This is a genomic window from Nocardia sp. NPDC049935 (genome assembly GCF_055586645.1).
Genome location: NZ_JBVJHV010000004.1, coordinates 323,111 through 346,208, shown reverse-complemented (window position 1 = coordinate 346,208; position 23,098 = coordinate 323,111). Strand labels below are relative to the sequence as shown.

Genomic DNA, 23,098 nt, shown 5'->3' with positions numbered 1-23,098 from the left:
TGCCGGTACCGGCGAGGCCGGACGGGGACGGGCCGGCTCGGCCGCGTCCCGGATCTCACGGCCGCCGGAGCCTGTTATGGGTCCGGTGGCCGACGATCCGCCGCCGACGGCGTCCGGGGCCGCGCCCACGACCGGGGCGCACCGGAACCGGGCCGGATTGTTCCCCGATGGTGCCGGGCAGCGACGACCAGCACTGTTGTCGGCATGGATTCAGGGTAACCGGCCCGGCGGAGGTCGGCTCGTCGTGCGGGCGGGAACCGGGCGGCGGACCGGGCCCCCGGGGGTGCTTTCGTACTGCGGATCGGCTCACGGATGGATCGGCGCCGGGCAGGAGCGGAACCGGTGCCGGCACCGGACGCCCTCGACTGTCACGACCGCGCCGGACAGCGGTCGGCTCCCCGCTCCCCTCCCGGCCGCCGGTCGGGTTCGTCCGGATGACCGGTGCCCGCCAGGGCGACGTCGGTGAACTGCGGCGGCGCGTCGTGGTGGATGCGGGTGTGGGTCGAGGCCAGCGGCAGGCCGGTCCCGCCGTGCCGTTCGGCGACGAACTCGGCCGCGATGGCGAGCGCGGTTTCCTCGGGCGTCCGGCCGCCGAGGTCCAGGCCGGTCGGTGCGCGCAGGCGGGTCAGTTCCGCGGCGGTGACGCCGGCCGCCCGCAACCGGTCGATCCGCTCGGTCTGCGTCCGCCGCGACCCCATCACCCCCACATAGGCGACCGGGAGCCCCAGTGCGCGGGTGAGCAGTGGGATATCGAATTCGGGGTCGTGGGTCAGGACGCACAGAACGGTCCGGTCGTCGACCGCTGTGGTCTCGAGGTAGCGGTGCGGCCGATCGGCGATCACCTCGTCGGCGTCCGGGAACCGCGCGGGGGTCGCGAACACCGGTCGCGCATCGCAGACGGTGACGTGGTAGCCGAGGAATTTCCCGAGCCGCGACAGGGCGGCGGCCACCTCGATCGCCCCGAACACGATGAGGCGCGGGGGCGGGGCGCTCGATTCGATCAGCAGGGTGAGCCGTCCGCGCGTCGCGTCGCCGGTCGCCACCCGCTCGGTACGCGCCGCGGCCAATGCAGCGCGGGCCCGCGCCGCCACAGCGCGGATATCCCGGTCCGGCCCCGGCAGGGTGGTCTCGAACGCACCGTCGGATCCGGCGACCAGCGTATGCCCCGTCGTCTCCGCTGGGCCGTCCACCACCAGGGCCAGCGCCACCGGTTCGCCGGCGCGGACGGCGGCCACGGCGGTTCGCAGCGGACCCGGTGCGGCGGCCCGGACCGGGGTGACCAGGACATCGATGGCACCGCCGCAGGTCAGTCCGGTGGCGAAGGGGTCGTCGCCGGTGGGTCCGAAGCGCGCGGAAGCGGTGTGACCGTCGGTCAGCGCCTGCCGGCACAGTTCGTACACCGCGGCCTCGACACAGCCGCCGGAGATCGATCCCACGACCGTCCCGGTGTCGTCCACGGCGAGCGCGGCCCCGGGGCCCCGGGGCGCACTACCGCGCACCGCGACCACGGTCGCCACCGCGAAATCCCGGCCGGTCTCGAACCAGTGGTTCAGTTCCCGGGCGAGTCCGAGCATCGCCACCTCCCGCGGCCGCCGCGCGACCCTGCCGTGGACGACCGGCCGGACTCCCGCCGCGGCACCACCTTCCCGGCGTTCACAGCATGAGCCGGTCGACGACGATGGGCAGTGAGCGGATCCGGCGGCCGGTGGCGTGATAGACGGCGTTGCCGATGGCCGCGGCCACCCCGACCAGCCCGATCTCGCCGACGCCTTTGGTCCCGAGCGCGCTCGCGGGGTCGGGACCGCCGACGAAGACCACGTCCATATCGGGCACATCGGCATTCACCGGGACCAGATAGTCGCCGAATGTCGCGTTGGCGATCCGTCCGGTGTGTTCGTCGGTGAGGGTCTCCTCGAACATCGCCTGCCCGATCCCGCCGACCGTGCCGCCGATGATCTGGCTGGTGGCGGTCTTCTCGTTGAGGATCCGTCCCCCGTCGATCACCGACACCATCCGCGTCACCCGCAGCGATCCCAGCCCGGGGTCCACGTGCACCTCGGCGAATTTCGCGCCGAACGCGCCCGCCACCGCCGTGCCGAGCTCGGTATCGCGCGCGGGTGTGCTGCGGCCGTCGGTGCTGAGTTCCTCGAGGCCGTGGCGGGCGAGGATATCGGCGTAGGCCTCGCCGCGGGCGGGGTCGGCCGGGCGATGGATCCGGCCGTCGGTGACGGTCACATCGTCGAGTAGGGCTCCGCGCAACGGTGATTCGGGATCGTCGGCGACCACATCGAGGAATTCCTGCACCAGCCGCCGGCAGGCGATCCGCACCGCGTTACCCAGCGCACCGGTGAGTCCCGACCCGCCCGCCTGGGGCGAATACGGCATATCGGAGTCGCCGAGATCGAAACGGACCCGGCCGATATCGAGACCGAGTTCCGCGGCGGCCAGCTGGGTCATCACGGTGTAGGTGCCGGTGCCGATATCGGTGGCGGCGCTGCGCACATAGGCCGAACCGTCTCGGCGGATCGAGGCGCGGGCCTGGCAGGGCACCCCGTAGAAGGGATAGGAGACACCGGCGACCCCGTAGCCGACGAGCCACCGGCCCTCGCGCATGGAACCCGGTTCGGGCGCGCGCCGCGCCCAGCCGAACCGTTCGGCGCCCACCCGGTAGCACTCCCGCAGCGCCTTGCTCGACCAGGGCAGCCCCGAGACCGGATGTACCTCGGCGTAGTTGCGCAGCCGGATATCGAGCGGGTCCTTCCCCACGGCATAGGCGATTTCGTCGATCGCCGATTCCAGCGCGAAATTGCCCTGCGCTTCGGCCGGGGCGCGCATCGACCCCGGGCAGGGGATGTTCAGCCGGGCCTGCCGGTCGCGGGTGCGGACGTTCGGGCAGGCGTAGGAGAAGGTCGAACCATACGACACCGCCTCGTAGTCGTCGTCCTCCCGCGCGACCGGCGAGAGGGCGTGATGTTCGATGGCCAGGAGATCACCGTCGACGGTGGCGCCGACCCGGATCCGCTGCACGCTCAGCGGCCGGTGTCCCACGGAGGTGAACATCTCGGGACGGGTCAGCACCAGTTTCACCGGCCGTTCGAGCAGCCGTGCCGCGAGCGCGGTGAGGATCACATGCGACCACACCCGCAATCCCGCCCCGAACCCCCCACCCACATAGGGAGCGAGCACCCGGACCCCGCTCTCGGGTACCTCGAAGATCGCGGCCAGGGAGGTCCGCACATTGTGCGGCCACTGGGTGGAGTCGTGCACGGTGAGCGAATCGCCCTGCCACACCGCCAGGGTCGCCATCAGGCCCAACGGGTTGTTGGTGTTGTCGGGGGTGGTGTAGGTGGCCGCCACGACGGCGTCGGCCCGGGCGAATCCCGCCTCGACGTCCCCGCGGTCGGTGTCCTGGCCCCACGGGTCGTCGAGGATCTCGGCGCGCGGGTCGTCCATCTCCAGCACCGGTTCGCCGGGCTCGTAGTCGATCCGCACCAGTCGCGCCGCGTATCGCGCCTGTTCCGGCGTTTCGGCCACCACCACCGCGAGATGCTGTCCGTAGTGCAGGATCCGGTCGTCGCACAACGGGGCGGGGGGTGAGCAGCCCAGCAGATTGTCCGGGGCACGACGCAGGGCGGGCGCGGTGCGGTGGGTGATCACGGCCAGGACGCCCGGTTCGGCCTCCGCGCGTGACGCGTCGATACGCCGCACCCGTCCGGCGGCGATCGTGCTGCCGACCAGTGCGGCGTGCACCATCCCGGGATAGGCGAAATCGTTGGGATAGTGCGCGGCTCCGGTCACCTTCGGGGCGGCGTCGACTCGGTCGATGCCCGCGCCGATCACGGTCCGGGCATCGACGGCGGTCACGGGACGCCTCCCGTGACGGTTTCCAGCGCGCGGATCAGGGTGCGTGGGGCGAGGTCGAGTTTGAACGCCGTTCCCCGCAGCGGCCGGGCGCCCTCCATCGCGGCTTCGGCGGCCGCGGCGAAGACGGCCGGTTCCGGGGCGGCGCCGCGCAGTGCGTCCTCGGCGCCCCAGGCGCGCCAGGGCACCGTCCCCACCCCGCCCAGCGCCACCCGCACGTCCTCGATCACCCCGTCCTCGACCGTCAGCGCCACACCCGCCGAGACCAGCGCGAATTCGTAGGACACCCGGTCCCGGACCTTGAGGTAGTGCGACCGCGTCCCGGCCGGAAGCAGCGGGATCTCGATCTCGGTGACGAGTTCCCCGTGCTGCAGCACGTTCTCGCGATGCGGGGTGTCGTGCGGCGGCAGATAGAACCGGGTCAGCGGGATCTCGCGGGTACCGCCGGCGGCCCGGGTGTGCACGACCGCGTCCACCGCCGTGAGCGGGACCGCCACATCCGAGGCGTGCAGGGCGATGCAGTGCTCGCTGACGCCGAGGACGGCGTGCATGCGCTGGATACCGCCGATCGCGGCGCATCCGGACCCGGGATCGCGTTTGTTGCAGGCCGCGACGGTGGGATCGCGGAAATAGCGGCACCGGGTGCGCTGCAGCAGGTTGCCGCCGAGGGTCGCGGTATTGCGTAACTGGACCGAGGCCCCGAGCAGCAGCGCCTCCCGGACGAACGGCAGCCGCTCCCGCACCACCGGATCGGCCGCGAGTTCCTCCATGGTGGTCAGTGCCCCGACGCGGAGCGTGGTCTCGGTCGCGGTGATACCGGTGAGCGGAAGGCGGGTGATGTCGACCAGCCGCGCGGGCCGCAGCACACCGTCCTTCATGAGATCCAGCTGGGTCGTCCCGCCCGCCAGGAAGGAGGTGCGGGGATCGGCGGTCACCGTGGCGACCGCGCGCCCGGTCTCGGCCGCCACCTCGTATTCGAAAGGATGCACCGTCACCGCTCCTCTCGGGCATCGCGGATCGCCGCGCGGATATTCGGGTAGGCGCCGCAGCGGCACAGGTTGCCGCTCATGTATTCGCGGATATCGGCGTCGGATCCGGCCCGGCCCTCGGCGATCAGGCAGATCGCGGAGATGATCTGGCCGGGTGTGCAGTATCCGCACTGGAAGGCGTCGTGGCGGGCGAAGGCCGCCTGCATCGGATGCGGTTCCCCGTCTACGGCCAGGCCCTCGACGGTGATGATCGCGCGCCCCTCGCACCGGGCGGCCAGGAGCAGGCACGACACCACCCGTTTCCCGTCCACCATCACGGTGCAGGCCCCGCACGCACCCTGATCGCACCCCTTCTTCGCCCCGGTGAGGGCCAGATGGTCGCGGAGCGCGTCCAGCAGGGTCACCCGGGTGTCGACCCGCAGATGATGGGCCGCCCCGTTCACATCGAGGGTGATATCGACCTCGGGCGGCCGCGGCGGCCCCTGGGCCGGTGGACGAATATCGGGCTCTGCGTATTTCACGGCGCCTCCGCTCGGGGGTGCGGGAATCTCGGCCACGACGGGTGCCGTTCGACTATCCCCCGCGATACCCGCGGACCGGACCCGGGTGGACCACGGGCCTCGTCCCTGGGGCACCCTCAGGACGTGGGCAGATGGGCGAGCACCGCGAACATCGTCACGGAGAGGTGGTGGTCGCCGGAGGCGATCCCCGCGTCGATCCGCGCGACCAGTTCCCCGAACTCGTCTTCGGTGATCACCCCGGTGGCCAGCGCGCTCCCGCCCAGCTGCCCGAACATCGGGCGGACGGCCACCGGATCCCAGATCACCGCCTCCGAGCCCATATCGTCGATCTCGAACCCCGCCGCGATCAGCTGTCCACGCAACAGGCGTCCGGAGCGGGCGTTCGGGGTGGCCTCGAGCATCGCCGCGGTCATCCGCGCGACGACCCCGGTGTCGCCGGGGTGCAGGATCGCGGTCTGCCAATCACTGTCGATCAGCAGCGCCCGCCCGCCCGGCCGCAGCACCCGGGCGATCTCCGCGGTGGCCGCCGCCGGATCGTCGAGATGCTGGTAGACCCGCTCGCAGCGCACCGCATCGAAGGCGTCGTCGTCGAACGGCAGGCGGTAGACGTCGCCCGCCACGAAACGGCACCGGGCCCCGGCCGCCGCGGCGCGGGCGCGGGCGACGGCGAGCATCGCCGGGTTGGGTTCCACGCCGACGGCCGCGCCCGCGGGCCCCACCCGGGCGGCGAGGTCCACCACCTCCGACCCGGTGCCCGATCCCACGTCCAGCACCCGCTCCCCCGCGCCGGCGTCCAGCGCCCGGTGTCCCCAGTCGCGCATCCGCCGGATACCGGGCAGGTCGGCCTGGAGATCGAGCATGGTCACCAGCAGTGCCATCGGGTCGTCGCCGGGCGGCGTCGCGCCCTCGTCGCGGTCGGCGGCGAGGGCATCGAGATGGAACGAGGGTGTCCGCTGAGGCGGCACGGGGTGCTCGCTCGGCATGATCCCGAGGGTAACCCCGGATTTGCGGGGCCGCCCGGTCAGCCCAGATGTTTGCGCAGCACCTCGAGGTGGGTGGGGCGGGCTTCCTCGAGCCGGGCGCGACCGTCGTCGGTGAGGGCGAGGAAGTTGGCGCGCCGGTCGAAATCGCAGGCCGCGCGCTGCACCAGACCGGCTTTCTCCAGCCGGGTCACCGTGCGCGACAGCGCGCTCTGACTCAGGTACATCTCCGCTTCGATGTCCTTCATCTTGACCTTCGCGGACTCCGCCGCCCCGCAGCGGCCACCGAGAACCTGCAGGAGTTCGAATTCGCTGAGCCCGAGCCGGTGCTCGGCCTGCAGCGCGTTCTCCAGCTCGCAGGAGGTGACGTGGTACCGACGCAGCGTTTCGGACCACTTCGCACAGACATCGTTGTCGGAGTCGTGGTACATGACCCGAGATTAGCATGTCAAGTCATTTAATGCATGGTCATTTCATGCGACTGCATTTCATGCGTTGACATTCAATGCTCGCGCATCTAAATTCTCTCGGGTGACCCTCACCGCAACCACACCGCAGAATCTCGCCTCTGCCGAATCCGCAGCGCCCGCCTCCGGGCGCTGGGGGCCGAAGCTGTGGGCGATTCTCTTCGTCGCCGGACTGGCGATGTTCCTCGACGCGCTCGACGTCTCCATGGTCGGCGTGGCACTCCCCTCCATCGGCGCCGACCTCGGACTCGACACCTCCGCGCTGCAATGGATCGTCAACGGCTACATCCTGGGCTACGGCGGTCTGCTGCTCCTCGGTGGACGCGCCGCCGACCTGCTCGGACGCCGCCAGGTCTTCCTCACCGCCCTGGTGGTCTTCGGAATCGCCTCCCTCGTCGGCGGACTCGTCGACGACGGCTGGCTGCTGATCGCGACCCGCATCGTCAAGGGCGTGGCCGCCGCCTTCACCGCGCCGGCCGCCCTCTCGATCGTCACCACCACCTTCAAGGAAGGCCCGGACCGCAACCGCGCGCTGTCGATCTTCACCATTTTCGGCGCCACCGGATACGCCTCCGGCCTGATCGTGTCCGGGCTGCTCACCGGTATCGACTGGCGGCTCACCTTCTATATGCCGGTCGCCGTGGTCGCACTGGTCCTCGTGGCCGCCTACATCGTGGTGCCCCGCACCATCGAGAAGGAAGAGGGCCGTATCGATTACACCGGGGCGGCCCTGCTCACCGGCGGTATGCTCGCCGCGGTCTACACGATCGTCACCGCGCCGGAGACCGGTTTCACGACCACCGTCATCGCGACCACGATCCTGGCCGTCGGCCTGCTCGGCACCTTCTTCGTGGTCGAGAACCGGGTGAGCCATCCGCTGGTGCGGCTGAGCATCTTCCGGGTGAAATCGATCGTGCGGGCGAATCTGGCCGCACTCGCCATCTTCGGCTCCTATCTGAGTTTCCAGACCATCGTGTCGCTGTACCTGCAGAACACCCTGGAATGGGAGCCGCTGCAGATGGCGCTCGCGATGGCGCCGGCCGGTATCATCGTCGCCGTCCTGTCCCCGCTGGCCGGCAAACTCATCGACCGGTTCGGCACCGCTCCGATGATCATCGCGGCACTCACCTCGTTCGTCGCCGGCTACGTCTGGTTCCTGGCACGCGGCGGCAGCCCCGACCCGGCCTACGCGGTCGACTACCTGCCCGCGTTCCTGCTGCTGGGTCTCGGTTTCGCACTCGGCTTCTCCGCGGTGATGTCGCAGGCCACCGAGGGCATCGCCGACCACGAGCAGGGGCTGGCCTCGGGTCTGGTGCAGACCTCGTTCCAGATCGGCGGCGCGGTGGTGCTCGCCGTCGCCACCGGACTCATCGGCCATGCCGCCACCGACGGTATCGCCGGCTACCGGCCCGGGCTGTACCTGGTCACCGCGGTCGCGGTGGTCGGCCTGATCGCCTCGGCCACGGCGCTGCTCAACCGCCGACCGGCACTCGCCGAAGTCGCCTAGCCGATTTCGGTTCGCGAGCGGATGGGGTCGCCGGATCGGCGGCCCCATTTGCGTCTCTCGAACGTCACCGGTCCCGGCGATCGGCGGTCCACAGCGGCTGCCACATATGCCAGTCGGTGGGGTGCGCCGCGATACCGGCGGCGAACCGGTCGGCCAATCGCTGCGTCGTGCGCGCGACCCCACCGCCGGTTTCGATCGGCGCCCCGATATCGAAACCCCATCCGCCCGGGGTGAACCAGCACTGCACCGGCAACAGCGGCGCGCCGGTGCGGATGGCGAGCCGGGCCGGGCCGCTCGGCATACTCGCCGGTTCGCCGAAGAAATCGACCTCCACTCCCGCACCGGACAGATCACGTTCGCCCAGCAGTCCCACCATCCGCCCCTGCCGCAGCCGCGCGGTGAGGAGTTCGAACGGTGGCACCGCGCCTCCGGTGAGCGGAATGATCTCGAATCCCAGGCCTTCCCGGAACCGGGCGAACCGCCGGTACAGCGATTCGGGCCGAAGCCGCTCCGCCACCACGGTCGGTGGTCCCACCCGCTGCACCAGCCAGACTCCCGCGAGATCCCAGTTGCCGCTGTGCGGCAGAGCCAGGACGGCTCCGCTACCGCGGCCGGCCGCCGCCCGGATGTGCTCGATTCCGGTCGCGGCGGATTCGATCCGATCGGCCAGCCGCACGGGATCCATCGACGGTAACCGGAACGCCTCGCACCAGTACCGCGCGTAGGAGCGCAGGCTCGCGCGTACGAATTCGTCCGGCACCTGCTCCGGGGTGGTCGCCAGCACCCGGGAAAGGTTGCGCCGCAACTGGTCGGGCCCGCCGCCCCGAGCTGCCCGGTCGGCGAACCGCTCGAACATGCGCGACGCCCACCGCTCGGGTACCACGCGTACGAACCGCCAGCCCGCCGCGTACCCGAGATCCGCTATTCGCGCTCTGCCGCTCATCCGGCCGGGCCCCGCACCGTCCGACGGACCGGCCCGCTCACCGGACTCCGGCCGATCACCGCGCGACCACGCGCCCCGGTAGCGAAACCGTCGCGTCGAGGAGCCATATGCCCAGGTTACGCGCCGGGCGGGTCCACTCGGCCGGCCCGATCCGGGTGGAGACGCGCCGAGCCGGATGGGCGTCGGCGCAGTGCGGTGCGCGCGCCGCCGCAACGGCACACCCGCGTTTCCGGTGAGCGGAATGCCCGGGGCCCGGGTCGCGCGCGACCGGTAGAACAGAGCCAGCGGCACCGCTGTCCGGATACCGCCGACGACCGGGAAGGATCCCCATGACCGACACCGCCGACCTGGTGGCCTCGCTGCTCGAGCGTGTGCGACTCCTCGAGGACAAGGCCGCCGTCCACGAGGTCCTGACCGCCTACGGGCCCGCCGTCGACGCCGGAGACGCCGAGGCCGTCGGCCGGCTGTGGGCCGAGGACGCCGTCTACGACATCGATATCCGGGTGATGCGGGGGCGCGACGCGATCACCGAGATGGTGCGCACCGCACCGCATCAGGACTACATCCACGAGGGCTGCGGGCATCTGCTCGATCCCGTCCACATCCGGATCGACGGGGATACGGCGGTCGCGACCTGTCATTCGCTGCTGCTGCGCCGTAACGCCGAGGAGGATTCGTTCCGGGTGTGGCGCGTCACCGCCAACCGCTTCGATCTGGCCCGCGTCGACGGAAGCTGGCTGATCCGGCGGCGCACCGCCCGGCTGCTCGACGGCAGCGCGGCAGCGCGCGAACTCCTCGCCCGCGCCGGACACTGACCGGGCCCGCCGCACCGGCCCGGGCCTCGGCCGCGGGGTCAGTACAGGTTGCGCTCGTGGGCCGTGCGCCGGAACGGTGTCAGCGGCGCCCCGGTGCGCAAGGTGGTCGCCAGCGCCGGGTCGGCGAGATGCAGCCGGCCGATCGCGATCAGGTCGAATTCACCGGACTCCAGCCGCCGCTCGACCTCGCCGATATTGTCGGCGACCTCCGCCGCGCCCTCGGCACGGCTGTCGCGCAACGGTTTCGCCAGGCCGACACTGCCCACCGCCATCGCGTATCTGCCGGTGAGTTTCTTCGCCCACCCGGCCAGCGACAGCTCGCTGCCGTCGAACGCCGGTAGATCGAAACGCCGGATACTGGCGTCGAAAACGTCCACACCGGCATCGGCGAGCGTCCCGAGGATCATCTCCAGTTCCTGCGGAGTCTCGGCGATGCGGGCCGTGTAGTCCTGCTGTTTGTGCTGGGAGAACCGGAAGAAGATCGGCAGTTCGGCGCCGACGGCCGCGCGGATCGCACGGACCACCTCCGCGGGGAACCGGGTGCGCGCCACATGATCACCGCTCCAGCGGTCGTCGCGGGTGTTGGTGTCGTGCCACAGGAACGCGTCCAGCAGATAGCCGTGCCCCCCGTGCAGGGCGATACCATCGAAACCCAGTTCCGCGGCGGTGACCGCCGCGCGCACGTAGGCCGCGAGAACATCGGCGATATCGTCCTCGGTCATCGGCCGGGTCGGCGGCGCGGCGCGCGCGATGTACTCGCCGGAGTAGGAGGTGGCGCCGACGGTGCCCCACCGGCCGGACGGCCGCATCGGCGTGACCGTCGAGTCGGGCTCACCCATCGCGCCCCACAGCGGCCCGACATGCCAGAGCTGCGGAACGATCCGGCCGCCCGCCGCATGAACCTCGTCGACGACTGTGCGCCAACCGGCCAGGGCGTCGTCACCGTACAACCGGGGGACCCGGGGATTGTCGACCGCGGCCGGATGGTCGACGGCGACTCCCTCGGTGATGATCAGACCGGTCCCCCCGGCGGCGCGGCGGCCGTAGTACCGCGCGACATCGGAGCCGGGAACGCCGCCCGGCGAGGCCGAACGGGTCATCGGCGACATGACGATCCGGTTCGGAAGGCGCAGCGACCGGATATCCAGGGGCCGGAACAGCGCGGGATGCGGTTCGGTCATCGTGATCACAGGGGCAATGGAAGCCTCTCCGGGCGACCGCCGCAGCCCGCCGTCCTACTCAACGGAAGCCGCCGATCATCGAGAATCCGCGCCGCGCGTCCCGAGTGCGCCGGCACCGGCCGGGTACGAGTTCGCGGAGACACCAAACCGCACCGGCGCGCGCTGCGAACCCCTTCGGATGCCGAATCAGGGCGCTCACGGCGCTCTTCCCGATCGGCCGACGACGAGGACTACCCGGGAGGTCTCCCCAGTGCGAACCCCGCGACACACGCCCACCGCGACCCTGCGCCTGTTACTCGCCGGCGCGCTCGCCGCGGCCGGACTGTTCGCCACCAGCGGCACCGCGTCCGCCGAACCCGGTGTGGTCTCGGTGGAGCAGGTCAACGACACACAGCAGGTGGTGAACGTGTTCTCCCCCGCGATGAACCGGGCCATCCCGGTACAGGTGATCCGGGCGAAGAGTCCGTCGCGGCCGACTCTCTACCTCCTGAACGGATCCGGCGGCGGACCCAATCAGAGCGGCTGGGATGTGCAGACCGACGCCTTCGGCTATCTGGGCGGTAAAGATGTCAATGTCGTGACCCCCTACGGCGGCAGCAACTCCTACTACACCGACTGGATCCGCAACGACGCCAACCTCGGCTACAACAAATGGCAGACCTTCCTCAACGAGGAACTGCCGCCGGTGATCGAGCGCCACCTGAATGCCGACGGCAACCGGATGCTGGCCGGGGTGTCCATGAGCGGAACCTCGGTGCTGAACCTGGCCATCGCCAAACCCGGCTTCTGGAAGAGCGTCGCCTCCTACAGCGGCTGCGCGCAGACCTCCGACCCCGTAGGGCACGAATTCGTCCGGCTCACGGTGGAGAACTGGGGCGGGGGGCAGAGCGTGGAGAACATGTGGGGCCCGGCCGACGGCCCGCTGTGGCGCGCCAACGATCCGCTGGTCAACGCGGAGGGATTGCGCGGCACGGCCGTCTACCTCAGCACCGGCAGCGGTATTCCGGCCGCGCCGCACGACACCCCGTTCGACAAGCGTGTGCAGGAAGGCCGCATCCCGCTGCCGGTGCAGATCGCGTTCGGCGGGCCCATCGAGGCGGCCATCCGAGGTTGCACCCTGAACCTCACCAACCGGCTGCGGGAGCTGAATATCCCGGTGACGCTGAACGACCGGCCCGTCGGCACCCACTCGTGGGGCTACTGGGAAGACGATCTGCGCAGCTCCTGGCCGTTCCTGGCACAGTCGGTCGGGCTGCCGCCGAACTGATTCCCGGCCGTCGCACCGCGTGATCGCGGTGCGACGGCCTTCGGCCTCTCGTCGCTCGAAATGTGAAATTGGGGTGTAACACAATGCGCCCAGTGCTACATATGTGAGCGTAACCACAACTATCCCATCAGGGATATCAACGAGAGGACTCGAATGAGAGCCAAGAGATTCCGTACGTTCGCCGGTGCCGTATTCATAGCCGCAGCCGGGGTCGGTGCGGCGAGTGGTGCCGCGAACGCCGAACCTCTTCCCCTGACCGAGGCAGCGCCGGTCACCGGCGATATCCAGGACGAGACGGGCACGGGTTCGGCGGAAACCCTGCTCCCCCTGCTGCTGTCCGGTTCCGCCGAGGCCCCCGCCACCGGAACCCCTGCCCCCGGTGATGTCAGCGGGGAAGGCGACGAGCAGGGCGCGGCCACCGGATCCGCGGATGTTCTGCTTCCGCTGCTCCCGCTTCTGCTGTCGGGTTCCGCCGGTGGCGAGGCCCCGGCCGGCGGCGGCGAATAACAGCCCCACCCGTTCGGTTTCGATGATTGCGGCCCCTGTTCGCCGGGCGCGGCCGCTCCGAGGCGGAACACTGCACCACCCCGAATCTGCGCAGGTCACGAATAATCCAACCGTGACCCCGGACCCTGGGAGCCGCTCCAGGCTCCCGGGGTCCGGTCATCTCCGGACCGCTTCCGCCGGACCCGTCAGCCCGCCCCCGGCCGCGGTATCGCCGTACCGACGATCCATTCATGGCCGAACGGATCCCGCACCCGGCCCTGCCGGGCGCCGTAGGGCTGATCCGCCACTTCGAACACCACCTCGCCGCCCGCGGCGGTCATCCGCCGCGCGATATCGTCGGGGTCGGCGGTCACCACCGTCAGCAGTACCCCGCGACCGCCGATCCGCCGCGGGTCCCGGTCGAACTCGTCGGCATCCTTCACCGTGAACGTCTCGCCACCGGGCAGATCGAGTTCGGCGAAGACCACCCGGCCTTGCGCCTCGTGCCGCTGCACCAGCGTGGCGCCGAAGACGTCGCCGTAGTACCCGATGGCGGCGTCGGCGCCCTCGACCACCAATTTCGGAATGATGCGCTCGATACTCATGCGGCGAGTATTCGTGGCCACGACCCGGAGCGGCTTGGAGATTTGTCTCCACCCGGCGCGGCGCTGCCCGCGGTCCCGGCGCCGACCGGCTTCCCGGCGCGACGGTATAGTTCTCCCGCCGAGTACACCGGACGCCGTCGTCCGGCAGCGTGGCCGGATCCGGACCGGGTCCCCCTCCCCGCCTCGGCTTCCTCAGATGAATCCCCGTGCACCCGCCGGCCCGCCCGGTCGCGGCCGCACGCCCGGCGAACGGAGTCGCGCCTGTGCCGACGGCATCCCGCGGCGGCGAATCCACCGGATCGGTGGTCGCCGCGCTGCGCAGCCCGAAACAACTCCGCACCGAGGTCTTGGCCGGTGTGGTGGTGGCGCTCGCGCTGATCCCGGAGGCGATCGCGTTCTCGGTGATCGCCGGGGTCGATCCGCGGGTGGGCCTGTTCGCCTCGTTCACCATGGCCGTCACCATCGCCTTCACCGGCGGCCGGCGCGCCATGATCTCCGCGGCGACCGGTGCGGTCGCGTTCGTGGTCGCGCCGGTGATGCGGGAGCACGGGCTGGACTATCTGCTCGCGACCGTGATCCTGGCCGGGATCGTGCAGATCGGGTTGAGCGTGGCCGGAGTCGCGAAGTTGATGCGGTTCATCCCGCGCAGCGTGATGGTCGGCGTCGTCAATTCCCTGGCGATTCTGGTGTTCCTCGCGCAGCTGCCGCAGCTGATCGGGGTGCCGTGGCTGGTGTATCCGCTGGTGGCGGCCGGTATCGCGGTGATCGTACTGCTACCGAAACTCACCACCGCGGTACCGGCCCCGCTGGTGGCGGTGATCGCCCTCACCGCGGTCACCCTGGTCTTCGGTCTGCACGTGCCCGATGTCGGCGGTGAGGGTGCGTTGCCGTCGAGCCTGCCGGTGCCGCTGCTCCCCGACGTCCCGCTGAATTGGGAGACGCTGCGGATCATCGGCCCGTATGCCGTCGCGATGGCGGTGGTCGGGCTGCTGGAATCGCTCATGACCGCGAAGCTGGTCGACGACATCACCGATACCGGCTCCGATAAGACCCGCGAGAGCTGGGGGCAGGGCGTCGCGAATATCGTCACCGGTTTCTTCGGCGGCCTCGGCGGCTGCGCGGTGATCGGCCAGACCGTGATGAACGTGAAGGTCTCGGGTGCGCGCACCAGGATCTCCACCTTCCTGGCCGGCGTTTTCCTGCTGGCCCTGGTGGTGGGGCTGGGTGGGCTGGTCGCGCGGATCCCCATGGCGGCGCTGGTGGCGGTCATGATCATGGTGTCGGTGACCGCGATGGACTGGCATTCGCTGGCGCCCGCGACGCTGCGGCGGATGCCGGCCGCCGAGACCGCCGTGATGCTGCTGACGGTGGGTGTCACGGTGGCCACTCACAACCTCGCCTACGGCGTGGGCGCCGGTGTGCTGGCCGCGATGATCGCGTTCGCGCACCGGGTCGCACGTTTCACCGAGGTGGTGCCCGTCCCCGCCACCGGAACAGACGCCGGTACCCGCGTCTACAAGGTGCGCGGCGAGCTGTTCTTCGCGTCCAGCAACGACCTCGTCCACCGATTCGACTACCGCGGCGACCCGCCCCATATCGTGCTCGATATGTCCGATACCCATATCTGGGACGCCTCCAGCGTGGCCACGCTCGACGCCATCACCACCCGGTACGCCGCCCGGGGCAAGACAGTGGAGATCCTCGGACTGAATCCGGCCTCCGTCGCCCGGCACCAGCGCCTGTCGGGACATCTGACCGGCGGGCACTGAGAGCGGACGGCCGGAGTTCCCCGGTACCCGCCCGCGGCGCGGGTACCGTCGCGGTGGCAGGTTCACCGACGAGGAAGGGGCATCCGTGCGGTACCGGCGACTCGGCAATTCCGGTCTGCGGATCTCGACGCTCACCCTGGGCACCGCGACCTTCGGCAATACCGACCCGGCCGGCTGGTCCTGTATCGACCTCCCCCGGGCCCGCCGCCAGATCGACCGCTGCCTCGACGCGGGCGTCAACGTCATCGATACCGCCGACGCCTACGCCGAGGGCCGCTCGGAGGAGATGATCGGCGAAGCGCTCGGCGCGCGCCGGGATTCGGTGATCCTGTCGACCAAAGTGCGATTCCCGGTCGGCGAGGGCCCCAACGACGCCGGACTCTCCCGCCACCACATCCTGCGCGCCGCCGAGGCGAGCCTGCGCCGGCTGCGCACCGACTATCTGGACATCTACCACGTGCACGAATGGGACGGTCAGGTCCCGCTCGAGGAGACGCTGCAGGCGCTGGATTCACTCGTTCGATCGGGCAAGGTCCGCTACCTCGGGGTCTCCAACTACGCGGGCTGGCAACTGATGAAGGCCCTGGCCGTCTCCGACCGGCACGGCTACCAGCGGTTCGTGAGCAATCAGATCTACTACTCGCTGGAGAGCCGCGACGCGGAATACGAACTCCTGCCGCTCTCGGTGGACCAGGGCCTCGGTGTGATGGTGTGGAGTCCGCTCGCGGGCGGGTTGCTCACCGGCAAGTACCGGCGCGACCGCCAACCCGAACAGGGACGCCACGTCGGCGGGTCGAGCGAACCACCCGTCCGCAACCGGGACAAGCTCTACGACACCGTCGACGCGGTGGTCCGGATCGCCGAGGCCCGCGGAATCCTGCCGGCCCAGGTCGCGCTCGCCTACCTCCTGACCCGGCCCGCGGTCGCCACGCTGATCGTCGGCGCCCGCGACGAGGACCAGCTCGCCGAAACCCTGCGGGCCGACGAGATCGAACTCGACCCGGAGGAACTGCGGTTCCTCGACCGGGTCAGCGCCCCCGAGCTGATCTACCCGCACTGGCACCAGGACGCCATCCCCGCCGAATTCCGCGGTCCCTCGGATCGGATCCTGCACCCCGAAGGCTGACGGGATCCGGCGCCCCCTCCACGGTCAGAGCGTCCCGCGCGCCCGCGCCTGCACTCCCGCCACGATGGTGTCCGCCACCAGCCGGGCGTGCCGCCGGACCGCAGCGGGGCCGCGGGGGTCGGCCGGGGCCATCCGCTGCGCCATCGGGAGCATGGCGAAGGGCGCCGTCGCGCCGTGGGCGATCAGGAAATGCAGCGAACGCAGATCCGCGCGGTTCAGGACCTTGTTCTGGATCAGCGGTTTCAGGGGTTCGGCGAGCAGGATCAGCATCGGCTCGATATGCCGGTCGTAGAGGTAGGTGAGACGGGGGCCCTCGATGGCCGCCTCCATGCTGATCAGCCGCACCACATCCGGATACTCGGCCTGCAGTTCCAGGAAGCGGATGATGCCCGCCCGGAATTCCTCCAGCGGCGGCAGCCCGGATTTCTCCGGCCGGATCCTCAGCAGGGTGAACGCGTTGGCGAAGATCCAGTCCACCACCGAGTACCAGAGCGCCTCCTTGGACCCGAAGCGCTGATGGATCAGGTTGTGGCTCACTCCCAGTTCGCGGTTCACCGCCGCCACCGAGGCGCCCGCGTAACCGTCGCGGGCGAAAACGTGCAGTGCCGCCGCGAGGATCTCGTCGGCCGAGGCCGGCGAACCCCCGGCCGGCGGCCGGCCACGGGTCGCGCGGCGGCCGCGCGGCTCGGGTGCGACGTCGGTGTCCATTTCGTCATTATATTGACACGTATCAATTTCTCTGCGAGGGTGACTGCCATCACTTCGCTCCGCGTCGCAGCGGATCGCAGCGCCTCGGTGCCGGCGACCGCTACGCGCCCGACGAGGACGGATGCCGCTATGGAATCCTTTGTGCACCTGCGGAAAGGCACCACTCCCGACCGGCTGCACGCCGATCTCGACGGCCTCAAGGACGACGAACTGGGCCGCGGCGGTTTCACCGGCCGCACGGCCCAGCTGTACCGCCGCAACGATCCGGTGAGTTATCGCGCCGAAGGGCCGCTCGCCCCGATCGACGTGCTGGCCGACGCGCTGAAACCCACCGATTCCACCGATCCCGCGGGCGCACCGCTGCTGCTGTTCTCCAACGCCGACTGCCGGATCCTGCTGAGCCGGCGCGACCGGGAGATGCCGTTCCTGGTCCGCTATATCGACGGCGATCTGCTGTCGTTCGTGCACAAGGGGTCCGGGCTGCTGGAAACCGAATTCGGCCCGCTGCGCTACCGCGAGGGCGACTGGGTCTATATCCCGAAGGCGTGTACGTTCCGCCAGGTCCCGGACAGTGAGACCACCCTGCTGATGGTGGAGGCCACCGAGGAGTTCCGGGTGCCGCCGCCCGGACCGCTGGGACGGCACTTCCCGTTCGACCCCGGCCGCGTCACCGTCCCGGAGCCGCAGGCCATCGACGGTGACGGCCGCGACGAATACGAAGTGCGGCTGATGCACGAAGGTGGGCCGACCTCACTGTTCTACCCGCACCACCCACTCGACGTGGTGGGCTGGCAGGGCGACAACTTCCCGTTCACCTTCAATATCGCCGATTACAACGTGGTGCTCTCCGATACGGTGCACCTGCCCGCCACCGTGCATCTGTTCATGCAGGCCACCGGCGTGTACATCATGAACTTCCTGCCGAAGCGGGCCGAATCCGCGCCGGGAACCGAGACCATCCCCTGGTATCACCGCAACGCCGACTACGACGAGATCGCCTTCTTCCACGGCGGCGATATGTACGGGGTGCCGATGCCCCCGGGGCTCATCTCCCATGCGCCGCAGGGCGTTCACCACGGCGCTCCCGAACGGATGCGGGAGCGGGCCCGCCGCAAACGCGAGGAGATCACCACCATCGGCTGGACCACGATCGCCGTCGACACCCGGCGCCGGCTGATCCCGTCGCCCGAGGTCATGGCGAACAATCTCGGCGCTCACTGAACACCGCCGCGCGTCGCCGAGGCCGGCCGTCCGCCGGCGTGATCCGGGACGCCCGCACTCCGGCAACGAAGAACGAAGGCAGGCAAGCCGATGTCGCATCATGTCGAACGCGTCCCCTATGTCGTCGCGTACGCGAACACCTCCGGTACCCGGGACGCCTACGGCGGGCTCACCGAAATGGTCACCCTGGACTCGATCCTGGTGAAACCGGAGGGCCTCGAATCGGAAACGGTGCTGGTGCTCATGCATCCGGTGTCCAGCGGCACCTATCTGCCGATCGTGACCGCGCTGGCGAAGGCGGGGCATCACATCATCGTCTGCAACAGCCGGTACCGCGGTGCCGACGCGGCACTGCTGATGGAGAAGGTGGTCCAGGATCTCGGCGAATGCGTCCGCGACGCGAAACAGCGGCTCGGGTACCGCAAGGTGGTGCTGGCCGGGTGGAGCGGCGGCGGGTCGCTGTCGGTGTACTACCAGCAGCAGGCCCAGCATCCGACGGTGACGGCCGCGCCCTCCGGTGACGGCCCCGACCTCACCGCACTCGGCCTGATCCCGGTCGACGGCATCCTGCTCATGGCCGCGCACATCAGCCGCCACCACACGCTCACCGAATGCATCGACCCGTCGATCCTCGACGAATCCGACCCCACCCGGCGGGATCCGGAACTGGATCTCTACAACCCGGACAACCCCGACCGCCCGCCCTACGGCCCCGAGTTCATCGACCGGTTCCGCGCCGCCCAGCAGGACCGGAACCGGCGAATCACGGCGTGGGTCAAGGAGAAACTCGCGACGATCCAGGCCTCCGACCGCCCGCAGGACGAATTCTGTTTCGTGGTCCACGGCACCATGGCCGATCCCACCGTGCTCGACCCCACGCTCGATCCCAACGACCGCGTTCCCGGCGAGTCGTATCTGGGCGAACCGCAGGAGGTGAACACCGGCGCGTTCGGACTGGCCCGGTTCACCACACTGCGCAGCTGGCTCTCCCAGTGGAGTCTCGACGACGCCCGCGGCGACGCGGTGGCGTGCGGGCCGGATATCGCGGTGCCGACCCTGGTGCTCTACAACGCCGCCGACAATGTCTGCACCCCCTCGCACGCGCACCGGATCTACGAAGCGCTCGGCTGCGCGGACAAGGAACTGCACGAGATCCCCGGCGCCAACCACTACTATCTCGGCCCCGACCAGCGGGAACCGCTCGCGAAGGCCATCGGCGTCGTCGACGGCTGGCTGCGCGCCCGCGGCTTCGGCCCGGCCGAATGAGCGGCCGTCCCGCGTTCCGGGCCCGAATCCGGTGATACGGCGCCCCCTCGACACAGCACCCGGCGACCAGGGAGATAATGCCGCGATGGACTCCGCGACAACCGGCGCGCTGGACGGTATCCGCGTACTGGAGATCGGCACCCTGATCTCCGGCCCCTTCGCCGGACGCCTGCTCGGCGATATGGGCGCCGAGGTCATCAAACTCGAACCACCGGACGCTCCGGACCCGCTGCGCACCTGGGGCCAGGCCGAGCTGGACGGGCACCATTTCTTCTGGACCGTGCACGCCCGCAACAAGAAGGCCGTCACCCTCAATCTACGCGAGGACGCCGGCCGCGACCTCTTCCTCGATCTCGCCGAACGTTCCGACATCATCGTCGAGAACCTGCGGCCCGGCACCCTCGAACGGTGGGGTCTGGGCTACGACGTGCTGCGCGAACGCAATCGCGGCATCATCCTGGTGCGGGTCTCCGGATACGGCCAGACCGGGCCGGAGGCGCGGAAGGCCGGATACGCGTCCGTCGCCGAGGCGGCCAGCGGGCTACGGCATATGAACGGATTCCCCGGCGGGCCCCCGCCGCGGCTGGCCCTCTCACTCGGCGACAGCCTCGCCGGAATGTTCGCCGCGCAGGGCGCGCTCGCCGCGCTCTACCGCCGGACCGTCACCGGCGAGGGCCAGATCGTCGACGCCGCGCTCACCGAAGCCTGTCTCGCGGTACAGGAATCCACCATCCCCGATTACGACGTCGGCGGTGTGGTCCGCGGCCCCTCGGGCACCCGCCTGGAAGGGATCGCCCCCTCCAATATCTACAAGACCGCCGACAGCAGCTGGGTCGTGATCGCCGCCAACCAGGACACCGTCTTCCGCCGCCTGTGCGCGGCCATGGCACAACCCGGACTGGCCACCGACGAGCGTTTCGCCGATCACACCGCCCGCGGCCGCAACCAGGACGAACTCGACGACATCATCGGCACCTGGGCCGCGGAGCGGCAGCCGGGCGAGATCATCTCCACCCTGAGCGAGGCCGGGGTGATCAGCGGCCCGATCAATACCGTGGCGCAGGTGGTCGAGGATCCGCAGTTCCTGGCCCGGGGCATGATCGCCGACCACTACGACGAACGCATCGAGCGCACGGTGAAGGGGCCCGGTGTGGTTCCGGTGCTGTCGGCGACCCCGGGCACCATCCGTAACGCGGGTTCCGCGCGGCCGGGGCAGCACAACGACGAGGTGTACGGCGGGCTGCTCGGCAGGTCCACGGCCGATCTCGAGGCGCTGCGTGGACAAGGGATCGTATAGCCCGGTTCAGAGGAGCGCGGTGCGGGGCGTTTTCAGGCCGATCGCAGTGGACCCCGCCAGTTCACGGGTGGTGTCGTAGTCGAAGATCACGTGCCCGCTCAGCACATCGACGTCACGTTTGAGCCGCTGCATCGGGTGGTCGGTGAAATGCACACTGCCGCCGGAGGCGTGCAGGAGGTCGGCGATGATCGAGCGGGATTCGCGCACGATATGCGCGGCGGCGAGGCGGGCGTCGGCGCGGACCCCCACCGCGACCGGGACACCCGCGTCGAGCAGGCCCTCGACCTCGGCGACCGTATCGTCGAGCAGACCCCGCAGCGCCCGCAACCGGACCCGCGCCTGCCCGAGGTGGGCCCGGGCGATGGGTTTGTCCTGCTGCCGGGCGCCGCCCTCGTAGAGGACCCGCCCCTCGAGCCGGTCGGCGTACAGGGCGGTGGCCCGTTCGGCGGCGCCGAGCGCGGGCATCGCGGCGGCCAGGGCGAGGGCGGGAACCAACGGCCAGCGGTAGGTGGTGGCCTCGTGGAGGGCGGATCCGGGCGCCGAGCCGCTGTTGATATCGGCCGAGCGCACCAGACGGTGATCGGGCACGTGCGCATCGGTGATCACGACATCGTTGGAGCCGGTGGCCCGCATCCCCTCGGTATGCCAGACGTCGTCGATGGCGATCTCGGAGGCGGGCAGCAGGGCCAGCGCCGGATACAGCCCGTCGGCCGGACCGCACAGCGCGCCCACCATGATCCAGTTCCCGCCCATCACGCCGGTCGCCCACGACCACCGGCCGGACAACCGCACACCGCCCTCGACCGGGGTGCCGCGGCCGGTCGGAGCCAGCGGGGCCGGGCACAGGAACGGCCGGGCGGCCGACGCCTCGATCTGGGCCTGTTCGGGGAAGAGGGCGAGCAGCCAGTTGTGCAGGGCGTAGAAGCCGAGCGTCCAGGCGCTCGATACGCAACCGTGGGCCATCCGGCGAATGGGGTCGAGGATCGCGGGGAACGCCGCTTCGTATCCGCCGAACCGTTTCGGCGCCAGCAATTCGAAGAATCCGGACGCCGCCGCGGCCTCGAGTGTGGCGTCGGGCAGCCGGCGCAATTCCTCGGCCGCGCGGGCCCGGCCGGCGAGTTCGTCGACGAAATTCTGGCTGATCATCGCTGCGTTATCCGGCTCTGCCGCAGTCATATTCGCGACCGTACCATACCCGAAAGTATGGAACGGGGGGTTCGGGAATTCCCGATATTCCCGACACACCGCGGCAAATACTGGCATTTACTGGACTTCCCTGGAATCGCCGTTTAGATTCACCCCCATGCCCACCGCCGAAGCGCTCGAACAGCGCATAGCCGAGTTGCGCGCGCAGGTGCGCCGGGCCGCCGGATCCGGAGACCGGACCGCGGCCCGCCGGCTGCGCGCCGAACTCCGGGCCGCCGAGGCGGAATGGGATACCGCGGTCCTCGGCGGCGCCGAGACCCCGGAACCACCCCGGCAGACCTCGGCCGCGGTACCGGTGCGCGAACATGTGCACCGGGCGCTGACACTCCTGTCGGTGCCCGCCGCACCGAAACTGGTACTCGCCGTGCACGAGGCGTTCTTCTCCGGCGACCTCGTCGCGGCCCGGCTCACCAGCCTGCGCCGGGACGAGGAACGCTCCTTCCGGGCGGCGCCGTTCGCGCGGCCGTACTATCTGTGCGCGGCCATGACCACCGACCTGCTGGCCCCCGCCCGTGGCCTGCTCGCGGTGAGTACGTGGCCGTTGGCGCAGCGCATGGTCGGACCCCTGAGTCCCCGGGTGGACCTGCTCACGGCGGCGATCCGGCTCTCCCGGCACACCGCCGATCACGGGTGCGCACCGGCCGGGCAGCGGGTCCTGTGGCAGCTGGCGGTATCCATCCCCGGGGCGACGGACGGGAAGAATATGGACCCGGATGTGGTGCTGGCGGCCGCGGAACGCGAACTAGAGGTACACAGAGACGACGACACACAGCAGCGGGCCGACGCCGCGGAACGGGCGGGGCGGCAATTGGCGGATCCCGCGGCGCAATTGTTCGGCGTTCGGCTCGCGGTGGCCGAACGGCGACGGAACGGGGCCTGAAAA

General features: G+C 70.3%; 21 protein-coding genes. 10 read left to right on the top strand and 11 right to left on the bottom strand.

The window, feature by feature from the left end; genetic code table 11:
• Window positions 1–368: 368 nt before the first annotated feature.
• The 6 genes from ACZ6SF_RS18385 to ACZ6SF_RS18360 form a co-directional block, all read right to left on the bottom strand.
• The gene (locus ACZ6SF_RS18385; protein ID WP_466063349.1) at window positions 369–1,574 is read right to left on the bottom strand and encodes an XdhC family protein; all 1,206 of its coding nucleotides are present in this window, start codon (window positions 1,572–1,574) and stop codon (window positions 369–371) included.
• Between the two features lie 79 nt (window positions 1,575–1,653).
• A complete protein-coding gene (locus tag ACZ6SF_RS18380; RefSeq protein ID WP_466063348.1) occupies window positions 1,654–3,864 on the bottom strand; it encodes a xanthine dehydrogenase family protein molybdopterin-binding subunit in 2,211 nt (736 codons plus the stop codon).
• A complete protein-coding gene (locus tag ACZ6SF_RS18375; protein ID WP_466063616.1) occupies window positions 3,861–4,850 on the bottom strand; it encodes an FAD binding domain-containing protein in 990 nt (329 codons plus the stop codon). The genes ACZ6SF_RS18380 and ACZ6SF_RS18375 overlap by 4 nt, the downstream gene beginning before the upstream one ends.
• A gap of 2 nt (window positions 4,851–4,852) precedes the next feature.
• Window positions 4,853–5,350 carry a (2Fe-2S)-binding protein gene (locus tag ACZ6SF_RS18370; RefSeq protein WP_466063615.1) on the bottom strand — a complete coding sequence of 166 codons (498 nt, stop codon included), beginning with the start codon at window positions 5,348–5,350 and terminating at the stop codon, window positions 4,853–4,855.
• A 137-nt stretch (window positions 5,351–5,487) separates the two neighbouring features.
• Complete coding sequence (locus tag ACZ6SF_RS18365) at window positions 5,488–6,354, bottom strand: methyltransferase domain-containing protein (protein ID WP_466063347.1); 867 nt, start codon at window positions 6,352–6,354, stop codon at window positions 5,488–5,490.
• Between the two features lie 38 nt (window positions 6,355–6,392).
• Window positions 6,393–6,782, bottom strand: a complete 390-nt coding sequence (locus ACZ6SF_RS18360) for a MarR family winged helix-turn-helix transcriptional regulator (RefSeq protein ID WP_466063346.1) — start codon at window positions 6,780–6,782, stop codon at window positions 6,393–6,395.
• 100 nt (window positions 6,783–6,882) lie between these two features.
• Here ACZ6SF_RS18360 and ACZ6SF_RS18355 point away from each other — a divergent pair, with 100 nt between their 5' ends.
• Window positions 6,883–8,325 (top strand): MFS transporter, encoded by a 1,443-nt coding sequence (locus tag ACZ6SF_RS18355; protein WP_466063345.1) that lies wholly within the window; start codon window positions 6,883–6,885, stop codon window positions 8,323–8,325.
• A 64-nt stretch (window positions 8,326–8,389) separates the two neighbouring features.
• Here the strand turns inward: ACZ6SF_RS18355 and ACZ6SF_RS18350 are convergent, their stop codons facing one another.
• Window positions 8,390–9,268, bottom strand: a complete 879-nt coding sequence (locus tag ACZ6SF_RS18350; RefSeq protein WP_466063344.1) for a phosphatidylinositol mannoside acyltransferase — start codon at window positions 9,266–9,268, stop codon at window positions 8,390–8,392.
• A gap of 329 nt (window positions 9,269–9,597) precedes the next feature.
• Here ACZ6SF_RS18350 and ACZ6SF_RS18345 point away from each other — a divergent pair, with 329 nt between their 5' ends.
• A complete protein-coding gene (locus ACZ6SF_RS18345) occupies window positions 9,598–10,083 on the top strand; it encodes a nuclear transport factor 2 family protein (protein WP_466063343.1) in 486 nt (161 codons plus the stop codon).
• 38 nt (window positions 10,084–10,121) lie between these two features.
• On the opposite strand, the gene ACZ6SF_RS18340 is transcribed toward ACZ6SF_RS18345, so the two are convergent.
• Entirely contained in the window at window positions 10,122–11,264 is a 1,143-nt protein-coding gene (locus ACZ6SF_RS18340) for an NADH:flavin oxidoreductase (RefSeq protein WP_466063614.1), read from the bottom strand.
• A gap of 250 nt (window positions 11,265–11,514) precedes the next feature.
• Between ACZ6SF_RS18340 and ACZ6SF_RS18335 the strand changes: the two genes are divergently transcribed.
• Together ACZ6SF_RS18335 and ACZ6SF_RS18330 are read left to right on the top strand one after the other, a co-directional pair.
• A complete protein-coding gene (locus ACZ6SF_RS18335; RefSeq protein ID WP_466063342.1) occupies window positions 11,515–12,531 on the top strand; it encodes an alpha/beta hydrolase in 1,017 nt (338 codons plus the stop codon).
• 153 nt (window positions 12,532–12,684) lie between these two features.
• Window positions 12,685–13,038 (top strand): hypothetical protein, encoded by a 354-nt coding sequence (locus ACZ6SF_RS18330; protein ID WP_466063341.1) that lies wholly within the window; start codon window positions 12,685–12,687, stop codon window positions 13,036–13,038.
• Between the two features lie 185 nt (window positions 13,039–13,223).
• Here the strand turns inward: ACZ6SF_RS18330 and ACZ6SF_RS18325 are convergent, their stop codons facing one another.
• A complete protein-coding gene (locus ACZ6SF_RS18325; protein WP_466063340.1) occupies window positions 13,224–13,622 on the bottom strand; it encodes a VOC family protein in 399 nt (132 codons plus the stop codon).
• 263 nt (window positions 13,623–13,885) lie between these two features.
• Between ACZ6SF_RS18325 and ACZ6SF_RS18320 the strand changes: the two genes are divergently transcribed.
• Together ACZ6SF_RS18320 and ACZ6SF_RS18315 are read left to right on the top strand one after the other, a co-directional pair.
• Entirely contained in the window at window positions 13,886–15,391 is a 1,506-nt protein-coding gene (locus tag ACZ6SF_RS18320) for a SulP family inorganic anion transporter (RefSeq protein ID WP_466063339.1), read from the top strand.
• Window positions 15,392–15,476: 85 nt separating this feature from the next.
• Window positions 15,477–16,517 carry an aldo/keto reductase gene (locus tag ACZ6SF_RS18315; RefSeq protein ID WP_466063338.1) on the top strand — a complete coding sequence of 347 codons (1,041 nt, stop codon included), beginning with the start codon at window positions 15,477–15,479 and terminating at the stop codon, window positions 16,515–16,517.
• A gap of 24 nt (window positions 16,518–16,541) precedes the next feature.
• Here ACZ6SF_RS18315 and ACZ6SF_RS18310 read toward each other — a convergent pair whose 3' ends face one another.
• Window positions 16,542–17,225, bottom strand: a complete 684-nt coding sequence (locus ACZ6SF_RS18310) for a TetR/AcrR family transcriptional regulator (protein WP_466063337.1) — start codon at window positions 17,223–17,225, stop codon at window positions 16,542–16,544.
• Window positions 17,226–17,354: 129 nt separating this feature from the next.
• Between ACZ6SF_RS18310 and ACZ6SF_RS18305 the strand changes: the two genes are divergently transcribed.
• The 3 genes from ACZ6SF_RS18305 to ACZ6SF_RS18295 all read left to right on the top strand — a co-directional run bounded on the left by ACZ6SF_RS18305 (window position 17,355) and on the right by ACZ6SF_RS18295 (window position 21,009).
• Window positions 17,355–18,446, top strand: a complete 1,092-nt coding sequence (locus ACZ6SF_RS18305; protein WP_466063336.1) for a homogentisate 1,2-dioxygenase — start codon at window positions 17,355–17,357, stop codon at window positions 18,444–18,446.
• Between the two features lie 90 nt (window positions 18,447–18,536).
• Complete coding sequence (locus tag ACZ6SF_RS18300; protein ID WP_466063335.1) at window positions 18,537–19,712, top strand: serine aminopeptidase domain-containing protein; 1,176 nt, start codon at window positions 18,537–18,539, stop codon at window positions 19,710–19,712.
• A gap of 85 nt (window positions 19,713–19,797) precedes the next feature.
• Window positions 19,798–21,009, top strand: a complete 1,212-nt coding sequence (locus ACZ6SF_RS18295; protein ID WP_466063334.1) for a CaiB/BaiF CoA transferase family protein — start codon at window positions 19,798–19,800, stop codon at window positions 21,007–21,009.
• Window positions 21,010–21,015: 6 nt separating this feature from the next.
• Here ACZ6SF_RS18295 and ACZ6SF_RS18290 read toward each other — a convergent pair whose 3' ends face one another.
• A complete protein-coding gene (locus ACZ6SF_RS18290) occupies window positions 21,016–22,185 on the bottom strand; it encodes an acyl-CoA dehydrogenase family protein (RefSeq protein WP_466063333.1) in 1,170 nt (389 codons plus the stop codon).
• A 127-nt stretch (window positions 22,186–22,312) separates the two neighbouring features.
• Here ACZ6SF_RS18290 and ACZ6SF_RS18285 point away from each other — a divergent pair, with 127 nt between their 5' ends.
• Complete coding sequence (locus ACZ6SF_RS18285; RefSeq protein ID WP_466063332.1) at window positions 22,313–23,095, top strand: hypothetical protein; 783 nt, start codon at window positions 22,313–22,315, stop codon at window positions 23,093–23,095.
• The last annotated feature ends 3 nt before the right edge of the window (window positions 23,096–23,098 follow it).